Here is a 19,500-nt window from a genome sequence, read left to right on the forward strand (position 1 = left end):
GCTGTAAAGGCTAAAGAGTTGCCATCATTGGCGTTTTTGCCAAGGAGGAGAACATGGTCAAGTACCGAAATATTCTGGTGGTGATCAACCCGGAAGAGGAGCGCCAGATCGCGCTCGAACGGGCGGTCAAGATCGCCGAGCTGGACGAGGGCGCCCAGCTGACCCTGTTGCTGACCATCTACGACTTCTCATACGAGATGACGGCCATGCTGTCGGTGGATGAGCGGGAAGAGATGCGCCATGGGGTCATCTCGCAGCGCCGGGAATGGCTCGATGACATACTGCAGCCCTACCGTGCCAAGGGGGTCGAGTGCGAGGTCAAGGTGGTGTGGCACAACCGCCCCTTCGAATGCGTGATCCAGACAGTGCTGGCACAGCGCCACGATCTGGTGGTCAAGGCGACCCACCATCACTCCTTCCTGCAGACCTTCATCTTCACCCCGACCGACTGGCACCTGCTGCGCAAGTGTCCCTGCCCCGTCCTGCTGGTCAAGGAGGGTCATTGGCAGCGAGGCGGCAACATCATTGCCGCCATCAACTGCTCAAGCGATGATCTGGAGCAGAAGGTGCTCAATGAGCGCATCACCCGCGAGGGGGCCGCCATCGCCGATCTGCTCGGTTCCAACCTCTATCTGGTCAATACCTACCCGGGCACCCCGGTCAATGTGGCCATCGAGCTGCCCGAATTCGATCCCAACGCCTATAACGACGCCATCCGCAAGCACCACGAGGATCTGCTGCGCGAGCATGCGGATCAATTTGGCATCGGGCACATGTGGACCAAGGTGGCAGAGGGGCTGCCGGAAGAGGTGCTGCCCGACCTGGCCGACGATCTCAAGGCCACCCTGATGATCATGGGCTGCGTCGGCCGTACCGGCCTCTCCGCCGCGCTGCTTGGCAACACCGCCGAGCACGTGGTGGATCGGCTCAACTGCGACATCCTGATCCTCAAACCGGACGATTACAGCTGTCCGGTGGACGACAGGCGTCATCCGGCATAAGCGTTTCTTGCCCTCCCCCGGGACATGGCTATAATAAGCCGCTTATTTTTGTCCCGGGTTTGAGGCCATGCACGAAGAGCTTAACGCCAAAGAGAAATACAGTTTCAACAAGCTGCAGAAGCGCCTGCGGCGCAACGTGGGTCAGGCCATCGCCGACTTCAACATGATTGAAGAGGGTGACAAGATCATGGTGTGCCTGTCTGGCGGCAAGGACAGCTTCGCCATGCTCGACATCCTGATGAGCCTGAAGGCGAGCGCCCCCATCCATTTCGATCTCGTGGCCGTCAACCTGGATCAGAAGCAACCCGGCTTCCCCGAGCACGTGCTGCCAGAGTACCTGGCCGCCCTCGGCGTCGACTTCAAGATCGTCGAGGAAGACACCTACTCCATCGTCAAGGACAAGGTACCGGAAGGCAAGACCACCTGCGCCCTCTGCTCCCGCCTGCGTCGCGGTATTCTCTACCGCAGCGCCCTGGAGCTGGGTTGCACCAAGATTGCCCTCGGCCATCACCGCGATGACATCCTCGAGACCCTGTTCCTCAACATGTTCTACGGTGGCAAGCTCAAGTCCATGCCCCCCAAGCTGGTGAGTGACGATGGCAAGAACGTGGTGATCCGCCCGCTGGCCTACTGCAAGGAGAAGGACCTGGTGCGCTACGCCGAGGTCAAGGCCTTCCCCATCATCCCGTGCAACCTGTGCGGCTCTCAGGAGAACCTGCAGCGCAAGGCCATCAAGCAGATGATGCAGGATTGGGATCGCCGCTTCCCGGGTCGGATAGAGACCATGTTTACCGCCATTCAGGACGTGATCCCGAGCCACCTGCTCGATCACAAGCTGTTTGACTTCAAGAGCATCAACCGCGACTCCGGCATCATCGACGGCGGCGACAAGGCCTTCGATCCGCCCGAGCTGCCGACCGCCCCCCTGCTGAACATCGACGAGATGGACATGCTGGATGTGATAGAGGTGCGCTAAGTACCGCCTTCCCTGTACCGCACATAGAAAAAAGGAGCGCCTGGCGCTCCTTTTTTATGGATTCTATTCATGGCGGGCCCTGATCAACCCTTGTGCAACCAGGGGGTCAGTCGCAGGATCTCCCCCTGCAGCTGCAATTTGCCTGTCGCAAAGTCGGCCAGCAGCGCATTGTCGAGCAGCAGCTGGCCATCTCGCCAGGGCAGCGCCTGCTGGCGATCCCCATCGATGAGGTAGGCGGTGCCGCTCGGCTGTGCCAGGCTCACCCGTACCCCTTCCATCCCCGGCAGGAAGTACTTGCCGATCATGCCCGCCAGCTTGTCCAGCAACGCCTGCATGTCCTGCTGACGCCCCAACAGCTCGCTCACCTCGAACGCCCCCGCTGGTGCATCCGCCATCACCTGCACCGACAGATCGCAGCTGGCGTGCGGCTCGGTCAGCGCCACCACCACGGTGGCCTTGTCCAGATTGAGATCATCGTCATAGGGCAGGCGCAGTTCGCCGTCCACCGTCACCTCGGCAGCCACCTCTCTATCCTGGGTGCTGACCCGCGCCGCGCTCAAGCCACAGCGCTGGCCCGTCTGCGGATCGGTCAGATAAAAACCGAGTCTCGCCTGGCCAAACTCCCCCTTGGCGAAGGTCTTCATCTGGCTGTAGAAGGTTGAGTACTGCAGATCCAGCGAGGGCTGCGCCAGCCCAAGGGTCGGCAGTAGCAGCAAGCTTGCCGCCATGCCATGTCGAACCAGCTTCATATGCCGTCCTTTTGCATCATGCGTTGAAATGATCGGGGCCCTCTTTGCTTGCGCTCTCCCCTACCTCGGTCACCTCGACGGCGACCCCGCACAGATCCCGGTAGAGGATCCCCTTGCAGTTGAAATAGAGGGGGGCCACCCAGATAAGTCCCAGCCCCATGGGGATCAGGGCGAGGAAGAACAGCGCCAGCATGACGCCGTGCAGCAGCACTATGCTGGGCCAGCCACGGGCAAACAGCTTGAGCGAGACCAGGATGGCCTGGGCCGGCGGCAGGCCACGCTCCAGCACCAGGGGGACGGTAAACACCAACCCCATGCCCACCAGGGCGGAGGGAATGAACGCCAGCATCACCGGCAGCCCCACCAGCTCAAACAGCGGGCCAAACAGGCTGGTGATCAGGCTGCCCAGCAGACTCAGGCTACCGAGGCGCAGGAAGTGGCGAAAGAAGTCGAACACCTGGTTCGGGCGCGCTCGCACACCGACCGACTGTTGCAGCCCCAGCATGTCGAGGGCAGAGGTCATGGGGGACATCATGACGGTGATGAGCAGGCTCAACACCAGCGCCATGTCCATGTCACCTTCCCGGCTGAGATAGGGAGCCAGCAGGGTATTGCTCAGCAGGATCCAGATCGCCATGACACCGGCGATGGCCAGCGACAGGCCAAAACCGGTGCGCCTGGTCTGTTGCCAGCCCTCCTTCACCACCCCTTGCAGGTCCAGACGATATCCCTGGCTGAGGGACTGTTCGAGGGTTCCACCGATCCGCATTTTATTACTCAATTGACTGTCCAACATCGAAAGCGACTGATCCAAGGTGGCACATTATAGCGATTTGACCGGGCATGCGTAGCCGTTTTTCCTGTTATCTGTTGTTCATAAAGCCATTGATTTTGTTGGCCGGCGCCCGGCTAGGCCGCGATGGCGAGCGGGTGTCAGGCCGGTCCGGCGCCAGCGATCACGACAGCCGGCTTGGCCCATGCCCGTCATGGGCGTAGGATGCCCAAGACCCATTTGATCGCCGGCGACTCGCCCTCGGGTACAGGCCGGCGATCGTACACAAGGAGACCCGCAATGTCCGAACTGACGCTCTATCTCGCCCCCGGCACCTGTGCCATGGCGGTACGCATCGCCCTGGTGGAGGCCGATGCCCCGCACCGGATCAAGCGACTCGATCTGGTCGCCGGCGAGCAGCGCACCCCCGAATATCTTGCCATCAACCCCAAGGGGCGGGTGCCGGCACTGGTCACCGAGCGCGGCGTGCTGACCGAGACCCCGGCCCTGCTGCTCTATGTGGCACAGCGCTTCCCGGCGGCCGGACTGGCGCCGCTGGAAGACCCCTTCCTGCTGGCCAGGATGCAGGAGGTCAACCTGTTCCTCGCCGCCACCCTGCACATCTCCCATGCCCACGGGCGCCGCGGCAGCCGCTGGGCCGATGACGAGCAGGCCATCGCCGCCATGAAGGCCAAGATGCCGCAAAACATGCGCGACGGCTTCGCCGAGGTGGAAAACCACTACCTGACCGGCCCCTGGGTGCTGGGGGATCGCTTCAGCCTGGCCGACATCTACCTGTTCGTGGTGGCCAGCTGGCTGGAGAGCGATGGAGTATCCATCGACGAGTTCCCCAAGGTGGCGGCGCACTCCCGGCGGATGCAGGCCCGTCCCGCCGTGCAGCAGGCCCTGGTGATCTGATCCCGGAAGCGGGCGCCTGCCAGCGCCCGCTTTTTCAGCCATCATCCCCTCGCATTGAGATCGTTTTCACATTTTCATCATCTGTCGCTAGACCCGTTAACGGTTAACGCCTATCTTTCGCCTCACGACGCAACCGGTTGCGTAACCGGTTGCCTGACAGGATAACAGAGATGCGGGGTCCACCCGCCGAGGTGCTGTATGAAACGAGGCAAGCTGCTCAATGCCCCCCTGAGTGCCCTGGTGGCACAGATGGGTCACACCGACGAGATCACCGTTTGCGATGCCGGTCTGCCGATCCCGGCGGGCCCGGAGCGCATCGATCTGGCGCTGATGGCGGGCACCCCCAGCCTTGAGGCAGTGCTGACCGCACTCTTTACCGATCTGGTGGTGGAGAAGGTGATCATGGCGAGCGAGCTCAAGCTGATCAGTCCGCTCGCCCACCAGGCACTGCTCGATCATATTGCGGCGCACGCGCTCGATCAGGGCAAGCCCATCGCCGTCGAATATTGCCTGCACGAAACGTTCAAGAGCCGTACCCGGCAGAGCAAGGCCATAGTGCGCACCGGCGAGGTGACGCCCTACGCCAACCTCATCCTCTGCGCCGGCGTGGCGTTTTAAGGCCATCCTAAGGAAACTGCCATGAGCACCCTCTCCTCGCCTTCCCCCGACCTCACCGGGAACGCCAAGGCCCTCCCCTCGCCCATTCTGGAGCTCACCGGGATCGTCAAGACCTTCCCCGGGGTGCGCGCCCTCGATGAGGCCGGCCTGCGCGTCTACCCGGGTCAGGTGATGGCCCTGCTCGGTGAAAACGGCGCCGGCAAGTCCACCCTGATGAAGGTGCTGACCGGCATCTATCAGGCCGACGGCGGCGCTGTCAGCTATCGCGGCCAGCCGGTCCACTTCAAGGGGCCGCGAGACTCTCAGGATCAGGGCATCAGCATCATCCATCAGGAGCTGAACCTGCTGCCGGAGCTCTCCATTGCCGCCAACATCTTCCTCGGCCGCGAACCGCGCACCCGCTTTGGCAACATCGATCACCCGCAGTTGCGCGCGCGGGCCGGCACCCTGCTGGCTCGGCTCGGGGTCAAGCATGGGCCGGACACCCGGCTCGGGGATCTCTCCATCGGCGAACAGCAGATGGTGGAGATCGCCAAGGCGCTGTCGTTCGATGCCAGCGTCATCATCATGGATGAGCCCACCGATGCGCTGACCGACACCGAGACCGAGCAGTTGTTTGTTGTCATCCGCGAACTGCGCGAGCAGGGCTGCGGCATCGTCTACATCTCCCATCGTCTGAAGGAGATCTTCCAGATCTGTGACCGCGTCACCGTGCTGCGGGACGGCAAGTGGATCGGCGAGCAGGCGGTGAGCGAGCTGGACGAGGACAGGATCATTGAGATGATGGTCGGCCGCCGGCTGGAGGAGCAGTACCCGCGCCTCGCCCGCGAGCTCGGCCCCGTCAGCCTGCAGGTGAGCGATCTGAGCGGCCCCGGCGTGCGCGGGGTGAGCTTCTCCCTGCGCCAGGGAGAGATCCTGGGCTTCAGCGGCCTGATGGGCTCGGGGCGCACCGAGCTGATGAAGCTCATCTACGGCGCCAACCTCATCAGCGCCGGTGAGATTGCCGTGGATGGTCACGCCCTGCGGCCCCGCAGCCCCGCCGATGGCCTCAAGGCCGGCATCGCCTACATCTCCGAGGATCGCAAGGGGGATGGCCTGGTGCTGGAGCTGTCGGTGCGGGAGAACATGAGCCTCTGTGCCCTTAACGAATTCAACAAGGGTGGCCGGATCGACGGCAAGGCGGAGCGCCAGGCGGTGGCCGACTACGTGCGGCTGTTCAACATCAAGACCCCGAGCGGTGAACAACTGATCAAGCTGCTCTCCGGCGGCAACCAGCAGAAGGTCGCCATCGCCAAGGGACTGTTGACTCGTCCCAAGGTGCTGATCCTCGACGAGCCTACCCGCGGCGTCGACGTGGGGGCAAAAAAAGAGATCTACCAGCTCATCAACCAGTTCAAGAAGGAGGGGATGAGCATCATCCTGGTCTCCTCCGAGATGCCGGAGGTGCTCGGCATGAGCGACCGCATCCTGGTGATGCACGAGGGACGCATCAGCGCAGAATTCATGTCCCGTGACGCCAATCAGGAGAAACTGATGGCCGCGGCAGTCGGTAAACAGTGGCAAGCAGAGCAAGAGGCACAGCAATGACAACCCAAACCCTTCCCCGCCGTGGCGTCATGAGCAAGGCCTGGTGGATCGAGAACAAATCCCTGGTAGCCCTCTTGGTGCTGATCGGCGTGGTCTCCTTCCTGAGCCCGAACTTCTTCACCGCCGACAACCTGCTCAACATACTGCGCCAGACCTCGGTCAACGCCATCATGGCGGTCGGCATGACGCTGGTCATCCTCACCGCCGGCATCGATCTCTCGGTCGGCTCTGTGCTGGCCCTGTGCGGCGCCCTGGCCGCCACCATGGTGGCCATGGAGCTGCCGATCTGGCTGGTGGTGCCGCTCACCCTGGGTGCCGGCGCCCTGCTCGGCGGCGTCAGCGGGCTCATCATCGCCAAGGGCAAGGTGCAGGCCTTCATCGCTACCCTGGTGACCATGACAGCCCTGCGCGGCGTGACCATGGTCTACACCGAGGGGCGCCCCATCTCCACCGGCTTCAGCGACGGTGCCGATCACTTCGCCTGGCTGGGTACCGGTTACCTGTTCGGCCTGCCGGTGCCCATCTGGCTGATGGCCATCGTCTTCCTGCTGGCCTGGTACCTGCTCAATCACACCCGCCTCGGCCGTTATATCTACGCCCTCGGCGGCAACGAGTCGGCCACCCGCCTCTCCGGCATCAACGTGGCCCGGGTCAAGCTCGCGGTCTACGGCCTGTGCGGCATGCTGTCGGCCCTGGCCGGCCTCATCGTCACCTCCCGCCTGTCGTCGGCCCAGCCGACCGCCGGCATGGGCTATGAGCTGGATGCCATCGCCGCCGTGGTGCTGGGTGGCACCAGCCTGATGGGGGGCAAGGGCCGCATCATGGGGACCCTGATCGGGGCACTCATCATCGGCTTCCTCAACAACGCCCTCAACCTGCTCGACGTCTCGTCCTATTACCAGATGATTGCCAAGGCCAGCGTGATCCTGCTCGCCGTGATGATCGATAACAAAAGCAAGTAATGCACACACAAGGAATGAAACGATGAAAAAGCTCAATACCCTGCTCGCCGCCGCCATCATGTCCGTGCTGGGCACTGCCCAGGCTGCCGATCACACCCTGGCCATGGTGGTGTCCACCCTCAACAACCCCTTCTTCGTCACCATGAAGGAAGGGGCCGAAGCCAAGGCCAAGGAGCTTGGCTACGAGCTGGTGGTGCTGGACTCCCAGAACGATCCGGCCAAGGAGCTCTCCAACGTGGAAGATCTCACCGTGCGCAAGGTCGACGCCATCCTGATCAACCCGACCGACTCCGAGGCCGTGGGCAACGCCATCCGCCTGGCCAACAAGGCGAACATCCCGGTGCTGACCCTGGACCGAGGCGCGGCCCAGGGTGAGGTCAAGGCCCACATCGCCTCAGACAACGTGGCCGGTGGCAAGCTGGCCGGTGACTTCATCACCGAGAAGCTGGGGACCGGTACCAAGGTGATCCAGCTCGAAGGGATCGCCGGCACCTCCGCCGCCCGTGACCGTGGTGAGGGCTTCGCCCTGGCGGTGGCCGCCAACAAGCTGCAGGTGCTGGCCTCCCAGCCCGCCGACTTCGATCGCACCAAGGGTCTGAACGTCATGGAAAACCTGCTGGCCGCCCACCCCACCGTGCAGGCCGTGTTCGCCCAGAACGACGAGATGGCGCTGGGTGCCATCCGCGCCGTGCAGGCGGCCGGCAAAGAGGTGATGATCGTCGGCTTCGACGGCACGGACGATGGCAAGGCGGCGGTGGCCAAGGGTAAACTGGCCGCCACCGTGGCCCAGCAACCGGCCCTGATCGGTGCCATCGGCGTGGAAACCGCCGACAAGGTGCTCAAGGGTCAGCCGGTGGAGCAATCCATCCCGGTGCCGCTGCAGATCGTCAGCAAATAAGTCTGATAAAGGGGGAGGCTCGCCTCCCCCTTTGCTGGTTCTTACAGAGCCGCTTGGCTTGGGCCCACTCAAGCCAAGATGTTCTCAAGCAAGGGTGATCGATATGAATCGTCTCGTAGTTCTCGGCAGCGTCAATGCGGATCATGTGCTGCGCGTCCCCCACTTTCCCCGTCCCGGTGAGACCCTGACCGGCCACGGCTACCAGGTCGTCCCCGGTGGCAAGGGGGCGAACCAGGCGGTCGCCGCCGCACGGCTGGGGGCCCCCGTCTCCTTCATAGCCCGCATCGGGGATGATGCCATCGGTCACCAGATGCAGGCAGGCTTCGCCGCCGACGGCATAGACGTGAGCGCGGTCGAGCGCGATGAGGCGCTCCCCACCGGCATCGCCATCATCTACGTGAGCGACGAGGGGGAAAACAGCATCGGCATCTCCGCCGAGGCCAACGGCGCCCTGAGCCCCGAGATGGTCAAGCGCCACGAGTCCATGATTGCCGACGCCCACACCCTGCTGCTGCAGCTGGAGGTGCCGCTGGAGAGCGTCTTCGAGGCGGCCCGGCTGGCCCGTGCCCATGGCACCCGGGTGGTGCTCAATCCGGCACCCGCCCGGCCACTCTCCGCGGAACTGCTGGCGCTGGTGGATCTCATCACCCCCAACCAGACCGAGGCCGAGCTGCTGACCGGGGTCCCCGTCACCGACGAGGCCAGTGCCCGCGAGGCGGCTGCCGGCTTCCATCAGCTGGGGATCCAGGAGGTGATGATCACCCTGGGCGCGCAAGGGGTCTACTGCAGCAACCCCAGCCAACAAGCGCTCATCCCGGGTTTTCGGGTGACGGCGATCGATACCACGGCGGCGGGAGACACCTTCAACGGCGCCCTGCTGGCGGCGCAGCTGGCGGGCCATGACTTCAACGGCGCGGTGCGTTTCGCCCACGGCGCGGCCGCGCTCTCGGTCACCCGACTGGGAGCCCAGAGCTCCATCCCGAGCAAGGCCGAGGTGGAGACCTTCCTGCTCGCGCAAGCCGCGCAGGGGCACTGATGGCCAATATCAAGGAGGTGGCCGCGCTGGCGGGGGTCTCCACCACCACCGTATCCCACGTCATCAACGAGACCCGCGTCGTGAGCGATGCGACCCGCGAACGGGTCTTCGCCGCCATGCAGAGCCTCAACTATGCCCCCAGCCTGGTGGCGCGCAGCCTCAAGGTGAAGGAGACCAACAGCATCGGCATGCTGGTCACCACCTCCAGCAACCCCTTCTTCGCCGAGGTGGTGCGCGGGGTGGAGCGCTACTGCTTCGAGCAGGGTTACAACCTGATGCTGGGCAACACCGAGGGCCAGGCCGAGACCGCCCTCTCCTATCTCAAGATGATGCTGCGCAAGCGGGTGGATGGGCTGCTCATCATGTGCAGCGAGGGCCAACAGGAGGTGTTCAACCAGCTCGACTGGCTCAAGAGCCTGCCGGTGGTGGTGATGGACTGGGGCATGGAGAGCAAGGAGGTGGATCTCATCGCCGACAACTCCCATCGCGGCGGTTATCTGGCGACCCGCCACCTGCTGGCGCTGGGCCACCGCGACATCGGCTGCATCACGGGCCCCCACAGCCGGGCCCCGGCCAATCAGCGCCTGGCGGGCTTCGAGCAGGCGATGCGGGAGGCAGGCCTTGCCATCAACCCGGCCTGGATCCAGGAGGGGGATTTCGACTGTGCCAGCGGCCACGATGCCATGCAGCGCCTGTTGGCCATGCCAGAACGCCCCAGCGCCCTCTTTGTCTGCAACGACATGATGGCCATGGGGGTCATCAGCGCCGCCCATCGCGCCGGCCTCGTCATCCCGCGGGATCTCTCCCTCGTCGGCTACGACAACGTGGCGCTGGCCCAGTACATGTCACCCCCGTTGACCACGGTCAACCAGCCGAAGGAGGAGCTGGGTCGCCTCGCCGTCACCCGTCTGCTGGCACGGATCAATGGGGAGCGGATCGACAACCGGATGATCACGGTCGACCCTGACCTGGTGATCAGGGACTCCTGCGCCCCCTTCCCGTCCGCCGAGACACCGCACCACTCCTAGCCGCCAGCCATGGCAAGGCGCAAGATCAACAAGGGCGGCCCAATGGCCGCCCTTGTTGTCTATGCCGATTCAATACGGCTGCTCGCGCTGTTCTACCCTGTCCTCCATCTCCTCTTCCGCCCCGAGCCGACTCAGGCGCAGCAAGCCCAGCCGCTGCGCCAGGGGTTGCAGCAAGACATCGTTATCGGCAGGCTCGGGCAGCCAGTAGCGCACCGGCCAGCCGGATCGCAGAAGCTCGGGGACCCGACTGCCCAGCTCATGCAACGCCAGCACGCAACCACGCTGGCGCATCTTCTCCAGCAGGAGGCGATCCTCCGTCAGGGTCGGCAGCGCCAGGATCAGCGACGCCGCAGGCAAGGCGGGCAAGTACGCCAGCACATGGGCCAGCTGCGCCTGCTGATGCAGCACCAGCAACACGGGCAAGGGGTGGGTCGACTCCGCCAACAGCCGCGCCACCACCGGGCCCAGCACCCCGCGTTCCTGCATCCAATCCACATCGCACGGCTGCTGCCCCACCCGCCAGCGCAGGCTGATGGCCAGGACCCGCTGCCCCCGCTCGTCTTCCAGCTCCTCTGACACCGTCTCCAGCGGGGATGGGGCGGCACCCGCCAGCCACTCCCGCAGCTGATGCAACTGCCGCTGACCCATGTTCAGGGCCGCCTTCATCGCAGGCTGGAACCAGATCAGGGTAGCGTCGTCCCGCTTGGCCTGATTCAGGGCCAGGATGGCCTGCTCCAGCAGCATGCCGGCATCCTCCCCCTCCGCCTGCGCCACCCCGAACCGACAGGCTAGATCGAAGCTGCTCTCACGGGTCACGAACTCGAACTTCAGCAGGGCCACCATCCCTTCCATCTGCTGTTCGATGGCCTCCTGACCACCGGCCAGCACCACGGCGAACTCATCCCCTCCCAGTCGGTAGGCCCGGCCGGGATACTGTTGCCGCAGCTTGGCGGCGACCGTCTGCAGCAGGCGATCGCCGACCTGATAACCGAGCAGATCATTGACCTGCTTGAACCGCTTCAGATCCAGCACCACCAAGGCCTGGGCACGGCCCAGCCGCAAGGATTGCTTCAGCTGCGCCTGCAAGGCGCGGCGATTCCCCAGCCGGGTCATGGGATCGAGCAGGGAGAGGCGACGGTTCTGCAGATTGACGCGAATGAGGGCAAACACAAGGACGCCCCCCGTCACCAGCAGGATCAGCTGCCAGATCTGCAGCCAGAACAGGCTCTGGCGGATCTGGTTGACCGAGGCCTCCCGCTCCTGGCCGGAGAGGATCTGATTGCCGATCTGCTCCACCTGGTGGGTCAGCTCGACAATCCTGGCTTGCGTGCGATCCAGCGCGCCCCCCTCCTGTAGCGCACCGGCCTGCATCTGGGGCTCCAGCAGCTTGATTTGATCAAACAGCCGCGCCACCACCTTGCCCAGCCCGTAGCGGCCACGGGCATCGGCGGTCTCGCTGCTGATGAGGAAGATGTCCAGCCGGTTCCACAGCAGATCGTAATCCAGGCTCAGGACCTCCATCTCCAGCGCCCCCGCCCGATAGAGGCGCAAGTCATAGAGGAAGCGCTGGGACTCCAGCATGGTCTGGCTGATGTTCCAGTGGATGTTGCGATAGAGGGTATCCACCAGCTGCTCGTGGCGATGCTGCAGGTAGAGTCCCCACACCGACGAGAACAGGAACAGCAGCGAAATGGCGGCAAGCAGCAGATTGTGGCGGTGACGACGCGTCAAGGGAGGACCTCGATGCGGGTCACCTGCCACACCATGCTGTTATGGATAGCGGAGACATTGAGTTGGGGATGAGCGGAGAGCGGTACCAGCAGCCAGAGCGGCCCCTTGTTGCGACGGGTCAGCGCCTTGTCATCCTGATAGCGCGCCAGCGTCAGCGGCGCCTCGGCAAACAGGGCGAGATCCACCCGCTGCTGATAGCCATTGAGGGCGAAGACCTCGATCTCGCGGGCATCCTTCACCCCCTGCGCCGCCAGCAGACCCGCCAGGGTGGCGCCACGGTAGCGGTGCATGCCCAGGGTCCAGGGCGTTTCCGTGTTGAATTCGGCCTGCGGCAGGGCCGCCAGGGTCGCCTCGTCGAGGCTGATCTCCCGTTTGTCGGGCAGGATCAGCTGCAGCAAGGGGGTCGATGCCTGCACGCTGGCCGTGATCAATGCCAGAAGGAAAAACGCGATCCAATGCTTCAAGATGCTCATGATGATTACGCCGACTACACCCCATATTTTATGGGCCAGTGTGGCGGCTTCATCAAGCCAATGCAACTGTGGTGTTACACAATAGTTACGGACCGCGCATCTCCATCCAGTTGTGTCCGTCGACCGCCTTGGGCTGGTGCACGCCGCACCGTTGCAGCAACTCATCCACGAAGGCCGGCACCAGCACGGACGCCGGGCCGTAGCGTTTCTCATCGAACTGGCTGCCCACCTCGCTCGGTTCCAGATTGAGCTCTATGGTATGGGCACCGTTGAGCCCCGCCTCATGCACGAAACCGGCCGCCGGATAGACGGCCCCCGAGGTGCCGATGGAGATGAACAGATCGCACTGGGCCAGGGCGCCATAGATGCGATCCAGCCCGAGCGGCATCTCGCCAAACCAGACCACATGGGGTCGCAGCGGCTGGGGAAACTGGCAGCAGGAGCAGAGCTCCTCCTGGTGGAGCGCCCCGCGCCACTCGAGCACCTGGCCCGAGACCGGGCAACGCACCTTGAGCAGCTCGCCATGCATGTGGATGAGGTTCTTGCTGCCCGCACTCTCGTGCAGGTTGTCGATGTTCTGGGTGATCAGGGTAACGCGCCCAGGCAGCAGACGCTCCAGCCTGGCCAGGGCGTAATGGGCCGGATTGGGATGGATCTGGGGCTGTTGCAGCTGCTGGCGACGAGAGTTGTAGAAGCTTTGCACCAGCTCGGGATCCCGGGCATAACCCTCGGGGGTGGCCACATCCTCAACCCTGTGCTCCTCCCACAGGCCGTCACTGGCCCGGAATGTCTTGATACCGGACTCGGCCGAGATGCCGGCACCGGTGAGGATCACGATATGTTTGGCTGACTGCACCATGACTGATTTCCTCCGACGGGTTACCAGGCTGACCTTAGCACAGGGGACCGGTCCAGCCCATTCGCCCTTGGTCTTATGAGCGATCCTGATCCAGGCCGTCGAGCACGCTCAAGTCCAACCTGACGAATATCATCTCCCGCCCCGTCACCAGGGTCAGCGGCAGCCCCAAGCCCCGCAGCAGAGTCAGCATGGGCCGATTCTGACTCAGCACCTCCGCCGTCCACTCCCGGATCCCCTCCGACCGCGCCAGCAGCGCCAGCGCCAGCAGGATGCGGCGCCCCGCCCCCCGCTGCTGGAAGTGATCCGCGACTATGCAGGAGAACTCGGCCCGATCCGGGTGCAGCCGCCGCCGGATGGACTGGGCCACGGCCAGAGGGCGGCCCGCGGCATCCGTCAGCAACAAGCCAATCTGGGCGGCGCGCGGGTAATCGAGGAAGAAGGCCACCTGCGAGGGGGTGGGTGGCTGCTTGGGACGCATGAAGCGCAGGTAGACACTCTGCTCGCTGAGCTCCCCATAGGCGGCCTCGAGAGGCGCCGGATCGGCCCCCGCCAACTCCTGCAACCGGCAACTTAGGCCCCCCACCACCATCACCAGAGGCAAGGCGCCCCGGCTGGTGGGATGAGGCCAGCCCGCCAGCCCCGCGCGCAGACGAGCCACGTCGGCCGGCCAGCACAGATAGCGGGTCACCAGCGCCCCATGATGCCGCGATCCTGCCAGGGGGAGGCATCGAGCAGGTTGAAGGGATCGTCGATATAGATGGCGATCCCCAATTCCCTGGCCCGGCCGATGAAGCGGTCAAGCAGGGAGTCCGTCGCCATCGCCTCCAGCTCCGGCAACAGGTGTTGTCCCAGCAGCAGGTGCTGGAGCGGCAGTCGCTCCAGCTTGTCGAACGGCAGATGTTGAATGCTATCGAGCAGCAGCGCCAGACGGGCCCCGGCCAGGCTGGCCTGCAGCACCAAGGCGAAGCGATCCGCCTTGCTCAGCAGCTGATCGCGCCGGTGGATGACCAGGGTCAGCTCGCCCGCCAGGCGGCCGTGCTGCTCCAGCCACGTCTTGAGCTGCTCCCAGTGGGGTGGCAGCCCGCTCACGGCCAGCCAGATGGGCAAGCTGGACGAGGCCGCATCCGCCAGCAGGCCGAGCTGACCCCGCACCTCGCCATTCCAACTGCGAATGGTGCGCTTCAACCCGCTCAGCCGGCGCTGACGCTGGGGCCCCAGATAGAGGGTCTTGAGCAGGCGGAGCAGATCGTCGCTCTGCAGCGGCTTGGCCAGCGCGGCCAGCACGTTGAAACCGGCGTCGTGCAGCAGGCGACGGGCCCCGTCGATCAGGGTCTGATCGTGGGCGGAGAGCAGTATGATGGGCAGACCGCTGTGCTGATACTGGGGATGGCTCATCAACAGGCTGATGGCATCTTGCTCCGCCAGGCTGAGATCGCAGATCAGCAGTCGCACCTCGCCCTGCTCCAGGGCCCGCAGGCAGGCATCGCCGTCCTGTACCCACTGGCAGGGTAGCCCCAGCGCCTGGATCTCCTGCTGGATGCAGGCCCCCTGAAAGGGGTGATCCTCCAGCAACAGCACCTGCAATCTTGCCAACCAGTCGCGCCACCCCTGTTCCCGCTCCTGTAAGCCCACCAGCCAGGGATCGGAGAGCTGGTAGATGCCCTGCCCTCGGGTCATCAGCCGGGGCAGATAGCTGGCCCCGGCATGGGCGGCGGGCTCGAACAGCGCGATGGCACCGGCGGCAAACAACGCTTCCCACTGCCAGCCGGGCTCGGGCTGGGTGCGGTGCAAGCTGGCGTACTCGGGTACCCCTGCCGCCTGCACGGCCTGATGGGACGCGGCGTCAAGAGCATAGATGCTGACGGGATGGAAGCCGGGATCCAGGCTCACGTCCGATTCCAGCAGCGCCAATAACTCTTCGTCTGTGATGATCATCTCATACCCTCTTGCCCAATTGCCGACAGACCTCATCCACGGCATGGCGCAGTGACTCGATCAGGGGCTGCTCGGGGGTTCGCTGCCAGCGCTCAATCACCTCGACCAGCGCCGCGGCTCCCACCATTTTGGCGGCCCCCTTCATCTTGTGTAAAGCCGTATTGAGGGCCCGCTCATCCCCTTGTGTGACGCAGTCCGCAATGTCGGCCAGATCCTGGCGGGTAGAGGCCAGATAGAGGCTGATGAGCTCGGCGCTGAGCGGCGCCAGCTCTGACCAGGGCTGGGGCGTCTCCTCCTCCTGACTGGTTCCGGCGGCCTGTCCGGACAGGCTGCGCAGCAAGATGGCCAACTCTTTCAGCATCACCGGCTTGTCCAGATGGCCGTGGCAGCCACTGTCGGTCAGCCGCTCTGCCGCCTGCTCACTCAGATCGGCGGTGATCACGTAGACCGGCAGCTGTTGCCAGCGCGGGGAGTCCCGCAACTGGCGGCACAGTTCGGCACCATCCATCACCGGCATCTGCAGATCGGTCAGCACCAGATCGACCGATTCGTGCTGCAGGATATCCAGTGCCAGCCGGCCATTGGCGGCGCTCAGCACCTCGGCCCCCAGCTGGCTGAGCTGCATGCCGATCAGCACCCGGTTCACCTCGTGATCCTCCACCAGCAGGATCCGCATGCCGGCCCCCGGCAGGTCCGCGATCTCGCCGCCTGCGCTGGCGAGCCTGGGTTGCAGCAGGCTGACCACTGAGCCCGGGATCCAGGGTTCCCCCTGCCAGGACCAGTAACGCAGGCCCCGCTCGTCCAGCTCAGCGCTCAGGCAGGGCCCGTCAAGGTCTTCGCTCACGCCGATCTCGACCAGCCAGCCACGCATGTATTCCAACTCAGCGCCAACCAGCCGCAGGCTGAGGGCATTGACCCTGGGTTGCCAGGGTGACTTCTCCCGCAATGGTCGCAGCGGCAGCGAGCAGGTGAAGCGGCTGCCGCCGGTGGCCAGGGCCTCGACCCGGATCTCGCCGCCCATCTGCTCCATCAGCTGGCGACTGATGGCCAGCCCCAGCCCGGTCCCCTGTGCCCTTGGCTGGCCCGGCTCCTCCCCCTGCTCGAAGGGCAGGAACAGCCTGGGCAACAGCTCGGCGCTGATGCCGGGCCCCTGATCATCCACCCCGCAGCAGAGCCACTCCCCCTGCCGGCGGGCCCACAGCACCACCTCGCCGGTCAGGCTGAACTTGATGGCGTTGGCGAGCAGGTTGTGCAGCACCTGCTGCACCCGGTGAGGATCGAGCTCCATCAGGGCGGGCAGATTGGTATCCAGCGCGAGACGCAGCTGCAACCGCTTGGAGCGCGCCTTGGACCAGTGCACCGCCGCCACGTGTTCGCACAGCTCCACCAGATCGGTCGGCTGCGGGGAGAGTCGCAACTGGCGGCTCTCGTTGCGGCTGAAATCGAGCACGTCGTTGAGCAGCCCCAGCAGCTCGTTGCCCGCCTGCCTGACATGAGTCAGCACCGATGCCTGCTCCGCCGAGAGCTCGGTCTGATCGAGCCACTCCAGCAGCCCCAGGATGGCATTCATGGGGGTACGGATCTCGTGGCTCACGGCCGCCAGGAAGCGTCCCTTGGCGAGCACGGCCTGCTGGGCCTGCTCGTGGGAGAGCTGCAGCGCATGCTCCTGCTCGACCCTGTCGGTCACATCCTGCACCACCCCATAGACGCGCCACCCCTCCCCCTGGCTGCGCCCCCGACCGGAGAACTGCAACCAGCGCGAGCCCTTGGTCGGGTGCTGGTAACGCAGCAGATGGGAGAAGGGACTCCCCGCCTGCAACATGGCCAGCATGGGGGCGCGCATCTTGCGTCTGTCCTGGCGCGCGAGGCGGGTGAGAGTCGCATTGGAGTTGAGCCGGATCTGCTGGCTGGCCAGCCCCAGCAGCTCGTAGCTGCCGCGGCTGACGAATTCCACCCCGGTGATGGCACCGCCCTGCAGGGTGAACTGGAGCACCACCCCGGGCACCGTATTGGTGAGGGCGCGCAGCCGCCGCTCCGCCTGGCGCAGCAGCCGGGTGCGCTCGCGCAGGGCGCTGATGTCGGACAGGGCGATGAGATCGCCGGCCGGGGTCTGTGGGCCGAGTTGCAGCGGGATCTGGGCATAGGAGTAGACCTGCTCGCGCAGGGAGAGCTCCCCCTCTGCCCCTTGCAGCCGTGGCTCGGGCAGGATCAGCTCCGCTGAGTAGCGCGCCTCCAGCCGCTTGGCCTGCTTGTTGCGCTTGATGATCTCGCCCCTATCGTTGCGCAGGAACACGGGCATGGGCAGTGCCTGGAACAGGGACTCCCTGAACTTGCTCTCCTGGGCCAGCGCCTGCTCCGCCTTGCGCCGCTCGCGGGCCTCCAGGGCCAGCTGTTGGCGGGAGCGCCAGATCGACCAGATCACCGCCGCGCTGATCAACAGCGCCAGCAATACGGAGGCGAGCCAGAAGCCGTAGCTGACGCCGCTCTGCTGGGTCAGCACCAGCCGGCGCCAGCGTTGGGTCAGCTCGTCGTTCTCCTGATCGCTGATCGTCATCAGGCTCTGCTCGATCACCCCGGCCAGCCTGGGCTGATCATGGCGGATGGCAAAGCCGAGCCCGAAGCTCTCCGGCAGCTCCTTGACGCTGAGATCGGCCAGCTGGTTGTTGCGCAGCGGGTATTGCAGCTGGTAGAGCTCCGCCAGCATGGCGTCGGCCTCTCCCTCCTGCACCGCATCCAATCCCTCCATCAGGCTGTCGACCCGCAGCCAGTCATGCCGGCCGAAGTTGGCCAGCAGGCTGGTGTCATACAGCATCTTGGGCACCACTATCTTGCCCTTCACCTCATCGAGCCGCTGATGGGCCCCCAGCTTGCGGCTGACCAGGGCATAGCGGCTCATGGCCACGGTGCGGGTAAAGTCGAATTCCCGGTTGAGCGCCGGCGTCTCCAGCAGGCCGGCCATCATGGCGGCCTCGCCGCTGCGCAGCTTGGCCAGTGCCTCCTCCTTGCTGGCGACGGGGATGACTTCGAAGGTCAGCCCGGTCTGCCGGCTCACCCGCCGCAACACATCGCCACTCCAGCCGACCAGCTGGCCCTGCTGATTGACGCCGCTGTAGGGCATGAAGGCCGGATCCGCCACCAGCTTGATGGTGCGGGAGGTCCCGATGAGCCAGGCCTGCTCCTTGTCGGTGAAATGCAGCGGGTTGATGTCCTGCTCACTCTGCGGCAAGTAGCGGCCCAGATCCCGGTAGAGGCTGCCCGGCGGGAGGAAACGGATCGCCGTGTCGATCAGCTGCTGCAACTCGGGTCTGTCTCGCATCATCAGCCGGTAGCTGACCACCAGCTCGTCGCTGCGCAGGCGACGCAGACGCAGCCCCTCGTCCGGGTATTCCCGCATCAGGTAGCGCAGTTGCAGGTAATCGCCGAGGTAGGCGCTGCCCTTGCCGGCGATCAGGGCCGAATACCAGTTATCGGCATCGGTCAGAGCCAGCTGGGACGATTGGGGATAGAGCCCCTTCAGCACCTCGGTCGACTGCCAGATAGGCGAAACCAGGAAGGAGGCCTGCTCCAGCTCGCCCCGGTAGAGGATGGCGGACTCCGCTTCCAGCATGGCCCGGCTCAGCGCCATGCCGGGTTGGGCATGCAGGGAGGGACCTATGTGCGGGATGAGATCGCAGCGCCCCTCTTGCAGACCCTGCTCTACCGCCGACCAGTTGGGCAGCTTGTCAAACTGCAACGGCACCGGCAGTTGCTGTGCCAGGCGTTGCATCTGATCGATGAGCAATCCCCCCTGTTTTTCCAGATAGGGAGGGCGCTGCAGGGCGGGATAGCAGAACGTCAGCTGGGTCAGCGAATCGGCATAGGCCTGGGTATCAGGCGGCAGGGGGAGTACGGCGGCACGCAGTGGCATGGCCAGCAGCGCGCCCAACAGTAGGCTGAATTTTGTCATCGAAATGGGAA

General features: G+C 64.7%; 17 protein-coding genes. 9 read left to right on the forward strand and 8 right to left on the reverse strand.

Features of this window, described 5'->3' with window-relative positions:
* The first annotated feature begins 53 nt into the window (after window positions 1–53).
* Both uspE and ttcA read left to right on the forward strand, forming a co-directional pair.
* Window positions 54–1,001, forward strand: a complete 948-nt coding sequence (gene uspE, locus EL255_RS10775; protein ID WP_042653803.1) for a universal stress protein UspE — start codon at window positions 54–56, stop codon at window positions 999–1,001.
* Window positions 1,002–1,068: 67 nt separating this feature from the next.
* Entirely contained in the window at window positions 1,069–1,977 is a 909-nt protein-coding gene (ttcA, locus tag EL255_RS10780) for a tRNA 2-thiocytidine(32) synthetase TtcA (protein WP_042653804.1), read from the forward strand.
* An 83-nt stretch (window positions 1,978–2,060) separates the two neighbouring features.
* On the opposite strand, the gene EL255_RS10785 is transcribed toward ttcA, so the two are convergent.
* The gene (locus EL255_RS10785; RefSeq protein ID WP_042653805.1) at window positions 2,061–2,726 is read right to left on the reverse strand and encodes a DUF2987 domain-containing protein; all 666 of its coding nucleotides are present in this window, start codon (window positions 2,724–2,726) and stop codon (window positions 2,061–2,063) included.
* A gap of 16 nt (window positions 2,727–2,742) precedes the next feature.
* Window positions 2,743–3,495: a DUF2189 domain-containing protein gene (locus tag EL255_RS10790; RefSeq protein ID WP_042653806.1), complete on the reverse strand. Its 753-nt coding sequence runs from the start codon at window positions 3,493–3,495 to the stop codon at window positions 2,743–2,745.
* A 303-nt stretch (window positions 3,496–3,798) separates the two neighbouring features.
* Here EL255_RS10790 and EL255_RS10795 point away from each other — a divergent pair, with 303 nt between their 5' ends.
* The 7 genes from EL255_RS10795 (at window position 3,799) to EL255_RS10825 (ending at window position 10,545) form a co-directional block, all read left to right on the forward strand.
* Entirely contained in the window at window positions 3,799–4,416 is a 618-nt protein-coding gene (locus tag EL255_RS10795; RefSeq protein WP_042653807.1) for a glutathione S-transferase family protein, read from the forward strand.
* A 198-nt stretch (window positions 4,417–4,614) separates the two neighbouring features.
* Window positions 4,615–5,034: a D-ribose pyranase gene (gene rbsD / locus EL255_RS10800; RefSeq protein ID WP_042653808.1), complete on the forward strand. Its 420-nt coding sequence runs from the start codon at window positions 4,615–4,617 to the stop codon at window positions 5,032–5,034.
* Between the two features lie 21 nt (window positions 5,035–5,055).
* Window positions 5,056–6,621 carry a ribose ABC transporter ATP-binding protein RbsA gene (gene rbsA / locus EL255_RS10805; protein ID WP_042653809.1) on the forward strand — a complete coding sequence of 522 codons (1,566 nt, stop codon included), beginning with the start codon at window positions 5,056–5,058 and terminating at the stop codon, window positions 6,619–6,621.
* A complete protein-coding gene (rbsC, locus tag EL255_RS10810) occupies window positions 6,618–7,583 on the forward strand; it encodes a ribose ABC transporter permease (protein ID WP_025327024.1) in 966 nt (321 codons plus the stop codon). The genes rbsA and rbsC overlap by 4 nt, the downstream gene beginning before the upstream one ends.
* Window positions 7,584–7,605: 22 nt before the next feature.
* A complete protein-coding gene (gene rbsB, locus EL255_RS10815) occupies window positions 7,606–8,481 on the forward strand; it encodes a ribose ABC transporter substrate-binding protein RbsB (protein ID WP_033131835.1) in 876 nt (291 codons plus the stop codon).
* 103 nt (window positions 8,482–8,584) lie between these two features.
* Complete coding sequence (rbsK, locus tag EL255_RS10820; protein WP_042653810.1) at window positions 8,585–9,517, forward strand: ribokinase; 933 nt, start codon at window positions 8,585–8,587, stop codon at window positions 9,515–9,517.
* A complete protein-coding gene (locus EL255_RS10825; RefSeq protein ID WP_042653811.1) occupies window positions 9,517–10,545 on the forward strand; it encodes a substrate-binding domain-containing protein in 1,029 nt (342 codons plus the stop codon). Before rbsK ends, EL255_RS10825 begins: the two co-directional genes overlap by 1 nt.
* Window positions 10,546–10,614: 69 nt before the next feature.
* Here the strand turns inward: EL255_RS10825 and EL255_RS10830 are convergent, their stop codons facing one another.
* From EL255_RS10830 to EL255_RS10855, 6 genes are all read right to left on the reverse strand, one after another.
* Entirely contained in the window at window positions 10,615–12,276 is a 1,662-nt protein-coding gene (locus tag EL255_RS10830) for a GGDEF domain-containing protein (RefSeq protein ID WP_126623327.1), read from the reverse strand.
* Window positions 12,273–12,749 (reverse strand): putative pterin-binding protein, encoded by a 477-nt coding sequence (locus EL255_RS10835; protein WP_042652208.1) that lies wholly within the window; start codon window positions 12,747–12,749, stop codon window positions 12,273–12,275. The genes EL255_RS10830 and EL255_RS10835 overlap by 4 nt, the downstream gene beginning before the upstream one ends.
* 85 nt (window positions 12,750–12,834) lie before the next feature.
* Entirely contained in the window at window positions 12,835–13,608 is a 774-nt protein-coding gene (gene cobB / locus EL255_RS10840; RefSeq protein WP_042652209.1) for a Sir2 family NAD+-dependent deacetylase, read from the reverse strand.
* A gap of 73 nt (window positions 13,609–13,681) precedes the next feature.
* Window positions 13,682–14,296: a GNAT family N-acetyltransferase gene (locus EL255_RS10845; RefSeq protein WP_042652210.1), complete on the reverse strand. Its 615-nt coding sequence runs from the start codon at window positions 14,294–14,296 to the stop codon at window positions 13,682–13,684.
* A complete protein-coding gene (locus EL255_RS10850) occupies window positions 14,293–15,543 on the reverse strand; it encodes a response regulator (RefSeq protein ID WP_042652211.1) in 1,251 nt (416 codons plus the stop codon). The genes EL255_RS10845 and EL255_RS10850 overlap by 4 nt, the downstream gene beginning before the upstream one ends.
* A gap of 1 nt (window position 15,544) precedes the next feature.
* The gene (locus EL255_RS10855) at window positions 15,545–19,489 is read right to left on the reverse strand and encodes an ATP-binding protein (RefSeq protein WP_408608770.1); all 3,945 of its coding nucleotides are present in this window, start codon (window positions 19,487–19,489) and stop codon (window positions 15,545–15,547) included.
* Between the last annotated feature and the right edge of the window lie 11 nt (window positions 19,490–19,500).

Source organism: Aeromonas encheleia (assembly GCF_900637545.1).
In the GTDB taxonomy this organism is placed as follows: domain Bacteria; phylum Pseudomonadota; class Gammaproteobacteria; order Enterobacterales; family Aeromonadaceae; genus Aeromonas; species Aeromonas encheleia.